The sequence below is a fragment of the Sphingopyxis sp. NJF-3 genome, from assembly GCF_053514865.1.
This window is the reverse complement of sequence record NZ_CM130726.1, coordinates 3,774,631-3,788,773: the sequence shown is the minus strand read 5'-3', so window position 1 is coordinate 3,788,773 and position 14,143 is coordinate 3,774,631. Positions and strand designations below refer to the sequence as shown.

Here is a 14,143-nt window from a genome sequence, read left to right as displayed (position 1 = left end):
CTATTTCACGCTCTTGATCGGCAGGACGAAGAAGGATCCGGCATAGACGAAGACGATCGCGGCGATGAACAGGACCGTATAGTCGCCGCCCGAGAGGCTGAGCAGCCAGGCCGCGAACACCGGGCTCAATATCTGCGGGATGTTCACCGCGGTGGTCAGGATGCCGAGGTCCTTGCCGGTCGCCTCGCCATCGGCCTTGGGCAGCACCTGCGTCATCAGCGCCATGTCGACCGACATGAAGGCGCCGTAGCCGATCCCGATCAGCGCCGCATAGATCAGCATCCCCTGCAGCGAAGGCAGGAACAGCGGCACGGTGAGCGCGGCGCCCATGACGATGCTGGAGGCGAAGACGATCGGCTTGCGTCGCCCGATGCGGTCGGAGAGCAGGCCCGAGGTGAAGGCGGCGAACACCAGCGCGAAGAAGGTGATGGTCGACAGCGTCGCGATCGTCTTGTTCGCGTCGGCGAGCGACAGGCCGATATAATCCTGCAGGATATAGAGCATGTAGGTGATCACGCCCTGATAGCCCATGTAGATGGTGAAGCGCCCGAAAAAGGCCCAGGCGAAATCGGGGTGCTCGCGCGGACTGACCCAGAAGCTCTTGAGGAACTCGGACGCGCGGAAGGGCGGCGGCAGCGCCGCGGTGACCCTGGGCTCGCGGTTGATGGCCACGAAGGCGAGGCAGACGACGATGATCGCCCCCGCGAACAACCAATAGGCGAAAGTGATCGTCCCGGCGAGCAATCCGGCGACGATCGTGCCCACCGTCAGGCCCGAGGTCATGCCCGCGCCGACGAAGCCCGACGCGGTGCCGCGCTCGTTCGGCGCGAAGCGGTCGGCGACCACCGTGGTCAGCGCCGCCTGCATCGCATTGAGCGCGATCACGGCGCCGACCCAGAACAGAGTGATCGCCCACAGGCTCGTCATCTGCGGCACCGCGAACAGGCAGAGGCCGCCGACCACCGATCCGGTCACGATCCACGGCGTCCGCCGCCCCCAGCGGGTGCGGGTGCGGTCCGAAAGGGCGCCGGCGATCGGCGTCGTCAGCGTGCTGAAGATCGAGGTGATCGCGAACACCACCGCCAGCCCGCTCGCCTTGTTCGCGGGATCGAGCGCCTGGATCTGATTGGGAAGCAGCACCGCCAGCACCGCCGCATAGAGCGCAAGCAGGACAAAGAAGACCGCGGTCATCGAAACGAGCAGCACCCATTTCCCGCGCCCGCCGACATGGCCGGTCGAGCCTTGCAGAAAGGCGGCCTCTTCGGGCGCGCCGCCGGCATAGGCGGCATTCAGGTCCGACATCGCTCTCTCCCGTCCCCGCGACGCCGTTCCGCCGCGGGTCACACCGTCATGCGGCTTTCCTGATATCCACCCGCTGCTGCACCGGCGCCGCGCCCAGTGCATCGCGGTCCAATATTTCGGGCCGCCGCTCGTCGCGGCGCGCGGCTTCGCTGAGGACGAGGCCGTGCCCCGGCGCGTCGCTGCCGTAGATGAAGCCGTCCCTTATCTCATAGGGCCGTTCGACCATATGCTCGAAATTCTGGAAGCTGTATTCGACCCAGGCAACCTCGGGCAACGCCAGCGCCATGTTGACGCCAACCTCCAGGAAGCTGTTGCCCATCGTCACCTCGACCCCCATGTCGGCCGCGAGCCAGCCGATCCGCATCACGTCGGTGACATGGCCATGGACGTTGAGCATGTCGGCGCCGCCCGCCTGGATCAGCGCGCGCTTGCCCGATACGTCGAGATATTCGCCCGAATTGAGCTGCGTCTCGCCGAGCGCGCCGCGCAGCATCCGAAGGCCCTCGAAATCCGAGCGCAGGATCGGATCCTCCATCCAGTAGATCGCATGGCCCGCACGGCGCATCGCGGCGATGTTCTGAAGCGTCTGCCTGGGCGACCAGGCTTCGTTCGCGTCGATCATCACGGCCGCGTCCTTGCCGACCGCGCGTTTGAGCAGGTCGAGGCGGTGGATGTCGCGGTCGAGTTCGGGGTGGCCGACCTTGATCTTGAACGCGGTATAGCCCTGCTCGGCGGCGGCGGCGAACAGCGCGCCGAAATCCTCGTCGGACAAATGGAAATCGAGCCCGCTCGCATAGGCGCGGACGCGGTCACGGCGCGCGCCGAGCATCTTCCAAAGCGGAAGGTCGGCCGCCTTCGCCGCCAGATCCCAGATCGCCTGCTGCAGCGCTTCCTCGAAGGGCACGCTCATCCGGCGGATATTGCCGCCGCGCGGCCGACCGACCCGGTGCGCGAGCGCGAGCGCGCTTTCGCCTTCGAGCGCCGGCCAGGCCTCGCCGCGGAACACGCGTTCGAGTTCGGCCTCCGCGGGGAGGGGATGGAAGAGCGACTGCACGAAGCCGAGGCCGGTCCGCCCCGCCGAATCGACCAGTTCCAGCGCCGCGACATGGACGTCGTCGGCGCGCACCTGGCTGTCGCCGATCACCCGATCGCGGGCAAACTGAAAGCGGGTAATGCGAAAGTCGACTATGGGCATATTCGGTGCTACCATCTTCCAGATGCCAAACGTGAAATATCAATGATAGGGATTAGATATGACAGATGGGGGCAAACGGCAAGCTGGATTCGTCACCGAAGCGGCTGAAGCCGGTGGGGAGCGCCCCGCGAACGGCGAACGGCTCAGCGACGTCGCCTATCGGGCGATCCTGCAAGGTTTGTTCGACCAAAAGGTGCCCGCGGGCGCCTTCGTCTCGCAGAACGATCTCGTCCGCCTGCTGGGCATTCCGGTGCAGCCGTTGCGCGACGCGCTGCGCGTGCTCGAGGCCGAAGGGGTGCTCACCATCCACCCGCGCTCGGGCATCCAGTTCCTGAAACCCGACCTCGAACTCGCGCGGAGCACCTATCAGTTCCGTTCGATCATCGAGCGCGCGGCGGCGCGGCGCTATGCCGAAACCGGCGACGCCGAAAAGGCCCGCGAACTGATCGCGGGTCACAAGGCGCTGATGACGCGGATCGAGAAGGAGGGGCTGACCGACGGCGCGCTCGAGGCGCTCGAGGTGCTCGAGGTCGGGCTGCACGGCAGCATGATCGCCAATATGAACAATCCGCTGATCGAGACGACCGCGCAGCGGCTGAAGAATTACGTCACGCTGATCCGTCTCGACCGGCTCGTCACCGCGCCGCTCGCGCTGCGGACGCTGGGCGAGCATCTCGAAATTCTCGAAGCCTTCGTCGCCCGCGATCCCGACCGCGCCGAAGCGGCGATCGCGTCGCATTTCCAGGCGGCGTTGCAGCGCATCCTGGGGATGTTCTGATCGGCCTGCCGCCTTGCCTTGTCGTCACCCCGGACTTGATCCGGGGTCCGCTCAGCGACGCCGAAAAAGCAGGGCCTCGGATCAAGTCCGGGGTGACGAAGCGGATAATGTCACGCGCTGCTTTCCGCTTCATCCATCTGAAATATGAATTGAGATTTTTGACATATCAGACTAGGTGCAGGCCATGGATAACGCACCTGCCGCCCACCGCTTCGACCAGGCGACGCTCGGCCGTCTCGGCTTCGGCGCCTCCACGCTCGGCAATCTCTATCGGCCGATAAGCGACGCGGCGGCGGTGGCGACCGTCCGCGCTGCACTCGACGCCGGAATTACCTATTTCGACGTTGCGCCGCACTATGGCTTCGGACTCGCCGAAAAGCGGCTCGGCACCGCGCTCGCCGAGGCGGACCCCCAGGAAAGCACCATCGTCTCGACCAAGGTCGGGCGCCAGCTCGACCCCGTCGCGCCGGGCACCGACCTGTCGGCGGTGCGTCAGGCCTTCGTCTCGCCCGAGCCCTATGAAAGCGTGTTCGACTACAGCTACGACGCGGTCATGCGCTCGTGGGAGGACAGCCGGCGGCGGTTGCGGCGCGAGCGCATCGACATCCTCTATGTTCACGACATCGGCCGCTACGCGCATGGCGACGCGCATCCGCGCCTGTTCCGCGAGCTGATGGACGGCGGCTATCGCGCGCTGCGCGAGCTGCGCGACGGCGGCGCGGTCGGCGCGATCGGGCTCGGCGTCAACGAATGGCAGGTGTGCGAGGAAGCGCTCGCCGCCGCCGATTTCGACATGATGCTGCTCGCCGGACGCTATACGCTGCTCGAACAGGGGGCGCTCGACAGCTTCCTGCCGCTGTGCGCGGCGCGCGGCGTCCGGCTGGTCATCGGCGGTCCCTACAACAGCGGCATCCTCGCGCACGGCGTGAAGGGGCCGGAGCCGTTCCACTACGAGTATCAACCCGCCTCGCCCGAAATCGTCGCGCGCGTCGCGGCGATCGAGGCGCTGTGCGACGCCCATGGCGTGCCGCTCGCCGCCGCCGCGTTGCAATTCCCGCTCGCCCATCCGCAGGTCGCCTCGGTGATCCCCGGCATGAACAGCGCCGCGCGCGTTGCCGAGGCGGTCGCGCTGACCGAGCGGAAAATTCCCGCGGCCTTCTGGGCGGACCTGCGCGCCGCGGGCCTGATCCGCGCCGACGCTCCCACCCCTGCCTGAAACCCGAAGGGGAACGCGAATGACCCGCCGCATCTGCCTCGCGCTCGATCTCGTCGACGATGCCGAACTGATCGCCGACTATGAACGCTGGCACCGCCCCGGCGAAGCCCCGGTCGAGATCGTGCGCTCGATCCGCGAGGCGGGGATCGCCAATATGGAAATCTATCGGGCAGGCAACCGCCTGTTCATGATCATCGACGCCGAGGATCGTTATTCGGACGAAGCGAAGGCCCGCGCCGACGCCGCCAACCCGCATGTGCAGAAATGGATCGCGCTGATGCAGCGTTTCCAGCAGCCGATCCCGGCCGCGGGGCCCGACGGGACGTGGATGGCGATGGACTGCATCTATCGCCTGACCGACCACCTCGACTTCCACGCCATCGACCGCTGACGGCTGGTTGCGCGGCATCGCTCGCCCCTCGAAAGAGGCGGTCATGCCGATTGCAAACGCAAGCGAGGACGCCTGCTTTGGGGGAGAGAGCGGGTGTTTCCATCCCATTGTGCACCCCCGCGAAAGCGGGCGCAGGGGGTTCTCGCAAAGCACATAGTCGCAAAAAAAGAGGGGCCTTCCGACATGCGGAAGACCCCTCGGTGCTAGGGGGCGGCCGTGAGGGTGGCCGCCGGGAGGATCGGGTCAGAATTTCGCGCGCACGCCGAACGACAGCCGCCGGCCGGTCATGCGATATTCCTTGGTGCGGTCGGGCGTCATCGAATAGAGGAATTCCTTCGAATTCGTCAGGTTGAGCCCGTCGGCGAAGATCGTGAAATTGTCGGTCAGATCATAGGACAGGCTCGCGTCGAGCTGGCCGTAACCGTTGAAATATTCCTGTTCGCTGTTGCGGCCCACCGCGGTCTGCAGGAAGTCGTCGCGATAGGTGTAGGCGACGCGGGCCTGGATCCCGTATTTCTCATAATAACCGACGAGGCTGTAGGAATATTTGGACAGACCCTCGAGGCTGTAGGTCGCCCCCGCCACCACGCTCGGATAATTGGCGTTCGACTTGGTGTAGTTGAAGCTGGTCTGGACGCCGAAGCCGTCGAACGGCGCCGGCAGCCAGTTGGCGAAGGACTGGCGATAGCCGAGCTCGAAGCCCTTCACCGTCGCCCCGTCGCCATTGCCCGGCACGGTGACCTGGAATTTGATCTGGTCGACCTGCTGCTCGGTCGTGATCTGCGTCACGAAGCTGTCGATCTTCTTGTAGAAGACCGCCGCGTTGAGCAGCGATGCGGGCGCGAAATACCATTCCACGCCAGCCTCGGCCTGCCACGCGCGGAAGGGCTGCAGGTCGGGGTTGCCGCGACGGATCGTCTCGTTGCCCGGATTGGTCTGGATCGACTGGCGCGGCGACAGGTCGGTCAGCGTCGGACGGGTCATCACCTTCGATCCCGCGAGGCGCAGCACCAGATTGTCGGTGACGTCGAGCCGCACGTTCAGCGACGGCAGCCAATCCTGATATTTGCCGCGGAAGCTGACCGGGATGATGTCCGACACGACGATGTCGTTCTGCCCCGTCGGATTGCCGTTCTGGTCGACGCGCGGCTTGGCGCTCAGCACGGTGCGCGACGCCCCCGACGAGGTGTAGTCGGTGTCCTCGAAGCGCACGCCGGCGTTGACCGCGAGCCGCATGCCGCCAAGCTCGGTGTCGAGCGACGCCATCAGATAGGCGGCGCGAACGCTTTCGTTGATGACCGACGAGGCCGAAGCCGAGCGCACCGCGGGATCGAACGTGATCCCGTCTTCCGCGGCATATCCGTCGACGACATTCACCAGCTCGCGCGGATCGTAGATGATCCAGTCGTGCAGGATATTGCCGTCATAGCCGCTGAAGAAATCGCGGTTGGTCGACTGGAACAGCGATTCGGGCAGCGCGCGGTCGGAGCCGCAATAGGCGCATTGCTGGCCGAAGGGCATTTCGAAGCCGTTGATCGTCTTGATCCGCGACGAGGCCATGAAGCCGCCGGCCAGCGTCAGGTCGCCGCCGCCCGGATTCCATTCGAGGTCGCCGCGATACTCCTGGATCTCGTCGTCGGCCTCCGCGCCGCCGCCCCAGATATAATAGTGCGCGGTCAGTCCCTGCGGATTGGTCGCCGCATTGGCGTAATTGGGGCTGTCGAAGCCATAGTCGTAGATCGGGCTGCCCGAGCGGCGGTCGAACCAATGGTCGATGTTCTTGCGGCGGATCGTCGTGAACAGATTATTCTCGCCCCCGCGCTTGCGCGCGTTCGACAGCGACATGTCGAGCCGGACCTTCAGATCGTCGGTCGCCTGCCAGTCGACGTTGACGCCGAGCTGGTCCGTCGTGACGTCGCGGTCGTCATATTGGATAATCTCGTCGACGAAGCCGCCGGCATAGCGCTGATACACCGCTTCGCCGCCGGTCTGGACGCCATTGACGACGCTGCCGCCTTCGACCACCTGCTCGACCAGCGTGCCGCCCGAAAAGTCGTAGGCGAGGCCGGTCTGCTGCTCGATGAAGCGCGACTTGGTGTAGAGGCCGTCGATCGTGACCGTGAAGCGATCCGACGGACGAAGCTGGATCGCGCCGCTCAGCCCCCAGCGCTTCAGGTCGCGCTCAAAGAAGAAGGGCGAGAGATTCGAGGGCATCGAGACATTGGCGAACGGTTCGACGTCCGGCCCGATCCGGGCACCATTGACGCCGCCGGCCCGATAATAGGAATCGGTGCTCGACCGGCGGACATGGCCCGCGCCGATCGTGAATTCGTCGTCGCGGTTCTTCTGCTTTGCCCACACCGCCGACAGCGAGACGCCGAAGCTGCCGGCGTCGTTGCGCCAGCTGCCGACCGCGGCGACCTCGGGATTATATTTGTCTGACAGCTCGGACCATTGCAGCGTGCCCGATCCGGCGAACTTGAACCCCGCGGGCTGATCGAGCGGCCGCATCGTGCGGATGTCGACCGTCGCGCCGATCGAGGCGCCGTTGATGTTGGCCTGCGGCGATTTATAGACGTCGGCACCCGAAATCACTTCGGACGGCAGGACGTCGAACGAGAATTCGCGGCCGTTGTTGTCGGTGGCGAGGGTGCGGCCGTTGACGGTCACCGCGTTGAACTTCGGCCCGAAGCCGCGGACGGTGACGAAGCGGCCTTCGCCGCGGTTGCGCTCGATCGTCACGCCGGCGATGCGCTGGAGCGATTCGGCGACATTCTGGTCGGGCAGCTTGCCGAGATCCTCGGCGACGATCGAATCGACGACCGCGATATTCTCGCGCTTGAGGTCGATGGAGGCGCGCTGGCTGGCACGGATGCCGGTGACGACGATCGCATCACCCTGTTCTTCGGCCGCCGGCTGCGCCGCATCGGGCGACTCGGTCTGGGCCAGCGCGGCCGTCGACAGACCAACGCTCAGGGCCGACACGGCAATGCCGCCGGTCAGGATGCGCTTGAAAACAGACATGAAAACCTCCTCCACGGGAAAACGGCAGCGTCGTCAGAAATCGCACCGCCCTTATCTGATATTTCAGATACAGCAATTGACATGACAATGGCAACAGATTTTCGACATTCGGGATCGAAAAAATGGCGGGCGACCGGGCGCGAAAAAGGCAAACGCGCGCGGCACTGCCAATGGGTGACCGCAGTCGTCCGCCTTAGTTGTTAGTATTATTATATTTTCGGCGCATGACCCGTCCGTTTCCCGGCGGCGAAGCGGGCCTCAGCGCTCCACGGCGACGGGATCGAGTCGCGGCGACAGGAGGTGAACCGCGATCAGCGCGACGAAATAGGCGCTGCCCGCCACCGCGAAGAGCGGCGTGTAGGTGCCGAGATGGTCGAGGACGAAGCCCGCATATTTCGCCATCAGCATCCCGCCGATCGCCCCTGCGGTGCCGCCGATGCCGATCACCGATCCGACCGCCGCGCGCGGGAAGACGTCGGAGGGCAGCGTGTAGAGATTGGCCGAAAAGGCCTGGTGCGCCGCCGCCGCGACCCCGATCACCAACACCGCCAGCCACAGATTGTCGATGCTCTGCGCGAAGAAGACCGGGAGCACCGCGATCGCGCTGACCAGCATTGCCGCCTTGCGGGCATAGTTGACGCTGCGACCCGCCTTCATCAGCCGCGACGACATCCACCCGCCCGCGACGCTGCCCACGTCGGAAAGCAGATAGACGGCGACGAGCGGCGGCCCGAAGCTCAGGAGGTCGAGGCCGTAGCGGTCGCCGAGATAGCCCGGCAGCCAGAAGAGGAAGAACCACCAGATCGGGTCGATGCAGAATTTGCCGATCGCATAGGCCCAGGTCTCGCGCACGCGGATCAGCCGCCGCCACGGCAATTGAACCACGGGGTCGACGGGGTCCTGCTCGATCCAGGCGAGCTCGCCGGGGGTCAGCTTCGGATGCTCGCGCGGGCGGCGATAGAGCCCCCACCAGGCGAACAGCCAGACGAAGGCGGCGATGCCGGTGACGACGAACGCCATCCGCCAGCCATAGGCGACCACCAGCCACGGCACGAGCAGCGGGGTGACGATCGCGCCGACATTGGCGCCGGCGTTGAAGATGCCGATTGCCAGCGCGCGCTCCCTGGCAGGGAACCATTCGGTGACCGCCTTGATACCGGCGGGGAAATTGCCCGATTCGCCGATGCCGAGGCCAAAGCGCGCGAGCGCGAACTGGGTCACCGACATCGCGCCGCCGTGCGCGATATGGGCCAACTGCCAGATCACGAAAGCGACCGCATAGCCCGCGCGCGCGCCGATGACATCGACGATGCGCCCGAAGCCAAGATAGCCGATCGCATAGGCGGCCTGGAACCAGAAGATCACATTGGCGAAGTCGGTCTCGCTCCAGCCGAGATCGGCCGACAGCACCGGCTTGAGCACGCCGATCATCTGGCGGTCGATATAGTTGATCACCGTCGCGGCGAAGAGCAGGGCGACGACGACCCAGCGATATTGCCCGGCCCGCGCCGCGGCCCTTTCGATCGTCTCATTCTCCTGCGTGGCCATCGGCGATCCTTCCCTTATATGTTTATCGGTGACGCGATCGTGCGGATCGCGTCAGGCAAGCGTCCCATAGGGGTCCGGCCCTTCGATCCGCTGGAGCGCGGCAAGCACGGCGCCGCGCCACGCCTCATCGTCGACGAGCGTGCGCGGAAACAGGTCGAGCGCGAGCAGGGCGTCCGCCAGCGACGCCGCATCGCCCGCCGCCCGCCCGATGTCGGCGAGGCGCGGCGCGAGCGGATCGACGATCGGCTCGCCGCGCCGCGCCATGCGGCGGACGAAAGCCATCCACGCAGCGACCGGCACCGCGAGCCGCGCGACAGGTCGCCCGGCGGCGCGCGCCTCCTCGGTCGTGTCGAGCAAGCGGTAGGGCAGCTTCTGGCTGCCGTCCCACGCGATCTGGCTGAGCAGGTGGCGGATCGCCGGGTTGCGGAAGCGGTCGAGCACCGCGCCGGCATAAGCGGACAGGTCGAGCCCCGCGGCGGGGGCGAGCGAGGGGATGATGTCGTCGCGCACCAGCCGCTCGGCAAAGGCGGCGAGGCGCGGATCGCCCATCGCGTCGGCGACGCTGTCGTGCCCGAGCGCGAGGCCGATATAGGCAAGGCTGCTGTGCGCACCGTTGAGGATGCGCAGCTTCGCCTTTTCATAGGCCGCGACGTCACCCGTCATCTGCGCGCCAGCGCCGGCGAGATCGGGGCCGCCAGGCAGGTCGAAATGCTCGATCACCCATTGGGTGAAGCCTTCGCGCTGCACCGCCGCCGCGTCTTCGACGCCAAGCAGGCCGCGCGCGCGCGCCAGATGCGCAGCGTCGGTCGCGGGGGTGATCGAATCGACCATCGTGCTGGGAAACGCGACCTCGCCCGCGATCCAGTCGGCGAGCGCCGCGTCGAACTGGCGCGCGAAGAGTGCGGCGGCGGCGCCCAGCTTGGCGCCGTTGCCGTTCATATTGTCGCAGCACAGCACCGCAAAGGGCGCCGTCCCCGCCGCGCGCCGCGCCGCGAGCCCCGCAACGATCCAGCCGACGATGCTGATCGGCGCGGTGCGATCGGCGAGGTCGTGGACGATGTCGGGGTGCGACAGGTCGAGCGTGCCGTCGGCGGCGAGGCAATAGCCCTTCTCGGTCACCGTGCTGGTCAGCATCCGCACCTCGGGATCGGCGAGCAGGCGGTGGACCCGCGCATCCTCGCCCGGCCGCACGAAGGCGCTGTGCGCGGCGATCGCGCGGATGCCCGTCTCGCGGTCGAGCGTCGTCAGGCTGTAGAGCCCGTCCTGCTGCGCCAGCGCATCGACGGTCCCCGCCGAGCGCAGCGACACTGCGGCGATCCCCCAACGCGGATCGCTGCCCAGCAGCGTATCGACATAGCTCGCCTGATGCGCGCGGTGGAACGCGCCCGGGCCGAAATGGACGATGCCGGTGCGGATCGCGGCTGGATCATGCCCTGGCCGCACGACCGAAAGGGGAAGCGCCGCAAGCGCGGCGCGCGACAGGCGGGTCACAGCGTCACCCCGCGCTTCCAGATCGCGATCTCGCGTTCGCCGTTGCGCTCGGCGGCGGTCTCGCGCCCCGATGCGACCTCGGCGACCAGCCCGAGCAGCGCCGCGGCGCCCGCGTCCATCCCGCCGCCCAGCACCTGCCCGCCGTCGAAGTCGATCCAGCCGGGCTTGCGCGCCGCGAGTTCGTGGTTCGACGCGACCTTGATCGTCGGCACCGGAAAGCCGAGCGGAGTCCCGCGCCCGGTCGTGAACAGAATCACCGTCGCCCCCGCCGCCGACAGCGCGGTCGAGGAAACGGCGTCGTTCCCCGGCGCCTCGAGCAGGGTCAGCCCCGGCTTCGATACACGCGCGCCATAATCGAGCACGTCGGTGACCACCGCGCGCCCTGCCTTCTGCACCGCGCCGAGCGACTTTTCCTCAAGCGTCGTCAGCCCGCCCGCGATATTGCCCGGCGACGGATTTTCGGAGACCGGCTCGCCATGCGCGGTGAAATAGGTCTTGAAGCCGTCGACCAGCCGCCCGATCGCATCGAAGGTATCGCGATCGGCGGCGCGCGCCATCAGCAGATGCTCGGCACCGAAAATCTCCGGGATCTCGGTCAGGATCGCCTGGCCGCCGGCCCCGGTCACCGCGTCGCTGATCCGCCCGACGAGCGGGTTGGCGGTCAGGCCGCTGAGGCCGTCCGACCCGCCGCACTTGACCCCTATGACGAGCTTGCCGAGCGGCAGCGGCTCGCGCGTCGCGGTCGCCGCGACGTCGACGAGCTCGTCGACCAGCGTCAGGCCTTCCTCGATCTCGTCGCCCGCGCTCTGCGCGCGCAGGCTGCGCACGCGGTCCCGCGCCTCGGGCGGGATCGCCTCGATCAGCCGGTCGATCTGGTTCGATTCGCAGCCGAGCCCGACGAGCAGCACCCCGCCGGCATTGGGATGTGCGGCAAGCGCCGCGAGGATCGCGCGCGTGCCGTCGAGATCGTCGCCGAGCTGCGAGCAACCGAAAGGATGGGTGAAGGCGTGCACCCCGTCGACCCGGCCGCGATGCCGCCGGTCTGCCGCTTGGGCGATCTTCGACGCGGTGCGCGCGACGCAGCCGACAGTCGGCAGCACCCAGATCTCGTTGCGTGTCGCCGCCCGCCCGTCGGCGCGCAGATAGCCCATGAAAGTGGGCGGATCGGCAAGCGGCGTGGCGGGGTCGGCGGCGGGGCGATAGGCATGGGCGCCGTCGGCGGTCAGCGCCGTCGCCATATTATGGCTGTGAACATGCGCCCCGCGCGCGATCGCCGTCTTTGCCGTGCCGATCGGAAAGCCGAACTTGATCACCGGCGCACCGGCGGCGATGTCGACGACCGCGATCTTGTGCCCGCGCGCGACCGGTTCGGTCAGCGTGACTCCGCCCGCGACGTCGAGCCGCTCGCCGGCGCCCAGGTCACGTAGCGCGGTTGCGACCGAATCGCGGGGATCTATGAAAATAGCGGCGTTCGCAGTCATGGGCGGCTGAGCATCCTTGCCTTTTCCGGCTGACTTGTCTTCAATAGAAAACGGTGTCATATATATCAAAACGTCAATGTTATATATCACCATATGATCCGCGCCTGCAAGCACGCTTCGGAGCGGATCGAAATATGCGAGGACGAGCGGCCCCTGTCGCCGCTGCCTTCGCCATGCGCTATAGTGGGAAAAGGACGACGATGGCAAAGCCGCTGAACATCAGCCCCGACCGCCTGTTTCCGGCCGAAGGCAAGACGCGCGACATCGCGCGCGCGCTCTATGCCGAGGTGAAGGCGCTGCCGATCGTCAGCCCGCATGGCCATACCGACCCCGCCTGGTTCGCGACCGACGCCAACTGGTCGAACGCGACCGAACTGCTGCTCGCGCCCGACCATTATCTCTATCGCATGCTCTATAGCCAGGGCATCGCGCTCGACGCACTGGGCGTGCCCGACCGCAATGGTCCGCCCGCGACCGACCCGCGCGGGGCGTGGCGACTGTTCGCCGCCAATTTCCACCTGTTCCGCGGCACACCGTCGCGGATGTGGCTCGATCATGTCTTCGCCGATGTCTTCGGTTTCGACGTCGCGCTCGATGCCGCGACCGCCGATCATTATTACGACCGGATCAACGAAAGCCTCGCGAGCCCCGCCTTTCGCCCGCGCGCGCTGTTCGACCGCTTCAACATCGAACTGCTCGCGACGACCGAAGGCGCGCACGAGGACCTCGATAATCATGCCGCGATCCGCGCTTCGGGCTGGGCAGGCCGCGTCGTCACCACCTATCGCCCCGACGCGGTCGTCGATCCCGAGCATCACGACTTTGCCGCCGCAATGCGCCGCTTCGGCGAGTTGACCGGCGAGGATGTCGAAAGCTGGTCGGGCTATCTCGCCGCGCACCGCAAGCGCCGCGCCGATTTCCGCGCCGCCGGCGCGACCGCGACCGACCATGGCCACCCGAGCGCCGCGACCGCAAACCTGTCGCCCGCGGAGGCCGAGGCGCTGTTCGGCAAGATCGTCGGCAGCCGCTGGACCCCGGCCGATGCCGAGCTGTTCCGCGCCCAGATGCTGACCGAACTCGCCGCGATGAGCGTCGAGGACGGCATGGTGATGCAGATTCACCCCGGCGCGTGCCGCAACCACAATCACAAGCTGTTCGAAAGCCACGGCCGCGACAAAGGCTGCGACATTCCGATGCGCACCGACTATGTCCATGCGCTCAAACCCCTGCTCGACCGCTTCGGGACCGAGACGCGGCTGTCGATCATCCTCTTCACGCTCGACGAATCGACCTATGCGCGCGAGCTCGCGCCGCTCGCCGGCCACTATCCCTGCCTCAAGCTCGGCCCCGCCTGGTGGTTCCACGACAGCCCCGAAGGCATGCGCCGCTTCCGCGAGATGACGACCGAAACCGCCGGCTTCTACAACACGGTCGGCTTCAACGACGACACGCGCGCCTTCCTCTCGATCCCCGCCCGTCACGACGTCGCGCGGCGGGTCGACTGCGCCTTCCTCGCGCGCCTCGTCGCCGAGCATCGCCTCGCCGACTGGGAAGCCGCCGACGTGGCGCACCAGCTTGCCCACGGTCTCGTCCGCAAGGCCTATAAGCTCGACGACCCGGCCTTCGCGCCGCGCGCGGTCGAGCCCGGAATCGCGGTTCCGGCATGACGGCGCCCTTGCCCCGGCCGGGCCTCATCGCGCGCGGATAGATAAGAGAG

The 14,143-nt window shown here is 66.9% G+C and carries 10 protein-coding genes; 4 read left to right on the top strand and 6 right to left on the bottom strand.

Annotation, left to right across the window (positions count from 1 at the left end; translation table 11 throughout):
- Together ACOTSS_RS18325 and ACOTSS_RS18320 are read right to left on the bottom strand one after the other, a co-directional pair.
- Positions 1-1,302 (bottom strand): MFS transporter, encoded by a 1,302-nt coding sequence (locus ACOTSS_RS18325; RefSeq protein ID WP_448689389.1) that lies wholly within the window; start codon positions 1,300-1,302, stop codon positions 1-3.
- Between the two features lie 46 nt (positions 1,303-1,348).
- Positions 1,349-2,497 (bottom strand): mandelate racemase/muconate lactonizing enzyme family protein, encoded by a 1,149-nt coding sequence (locus ACOTSS_RS18320; protein WP_448689388.1) that lies wholly within the window; start codon positions 2,495-2,497, stop codon positions 1,349-1,351.
- A 58-nt stretch (positions 2,498-2,555) separates the two neighbouring features.
- Between ACOTSS_RS18320 and ACOTSS_RS18315 the strand changes: the two genes are divergently transcribed.
- From ACOTSS_RS18315 to ACOTSS_RS18305, 3 genes are all read left to right on the top strand, one after another.
- Positions 2,556-3,275 (top strand): GntR family transcriptional regulator, encoded by a 720-nt coding sequence (locus tag ACOTSS_RS18315; RefSeq protein WP_448689387.1) that lies wholly within the window; start codon positions 2,556-2,558, stop codon positions 3,273-3,275.
- Positions 3,276-3,459: 184 nt separating this feature from the next.
- Positions 3,460-4,491, top strand: coding sequence for an aldo/keto reductase (locus ACOTSS_RS18310; RefSeq protein WP_448689386.1), 1,032 nt, complete (start codon positions 3,460-3,462; stop codon positions 4,489-4,491).
- 19 nt (positions 4,492-4,510) lie between these two features.
- Positions 4,511-4,882, top strand: coding sequence for an L-rhamnose mutarotase (locus ACOTSS_RS18305; protein ID WP_095383593.1), 372 nt, complete (start codon positions 4,511-4,513; stop codon positions 4,880-4,882).
- 243 nt (positions 4,883-5,125) lie between these two features.
- On the opposite strand, the gene ACOTSS_RS18300 is transcribed toward ACOTSS_RS18305, so the two are convergent.
- The 4 genes from ACOTSS_RS18300 to ACOTSS_RS18285 form a co-directional block, all read right to left on the bottom strand.
- Positions 5,126-7,906, bottom strand: coding sequence for a TonB-dependent receptor (locus tag ACOTSS_RS18300; protein WP_448689385.1), 2,781 nt, complete (start codon positions 7,904-7,906; stop codon positions 5,126-5,128).
- A 258-nt stretch (positions 7,907-8,164) separates the two neighbouring features.
- Complete coding sequence (locus ACOTSS_RS18295) at positions 8,165-9,454, bottom strand: MFS transporter (protein ID WP_448689384.1); 1,290 nt, start codon at positions 9,452-9,454, stop codon at positions 8,165-8,167.
- Between the two features lie 51 nt (positions 9,455-9,505).
- Positions 9,506-10,945, bottom strand: a complete 1,440-nt coding sequence (locus ACOTSS_RS18290) for a mannitol dehydrogenase family protein (protein WP_448689383.1) — start codon at positions 10,943-10,945, stop codon at positions 9,506-9,508.
- On the bottom strand, positions 10,942-12,426 hold the full coding sequence (locus ACOTSS_RS18285) for a UxaA family hydrolase (protein ID WP_448689382.1): 1,485 nt from the start codon (positions 12,424-12,426) through the stop codon (positions 10,942-10,944). Before ACOTSS_RS18285 ends, ACOTSS_RS18290 begins: the two co-directional genes overlap by 4 nt.
- 200 nt (positions 12,427-12,626) lie before the next feature.
- Between ACOTSS_RS18285 and uxaC the strand changes: the two genes are divergently transcribed.
- Positions 12,627-14,093, top strand: coding sequence for a glucuronate isomerase (uxaC, locus tag ACOTSS_RS18280; protein WP_448689381.1), 1,467 nt, complete (start codon positions 12,627-12,629; stop codon positions 14,091-14,093).
- The last annotated feature ends 50 nt before the right edge of the window (positions 14,094-14,143 follow it).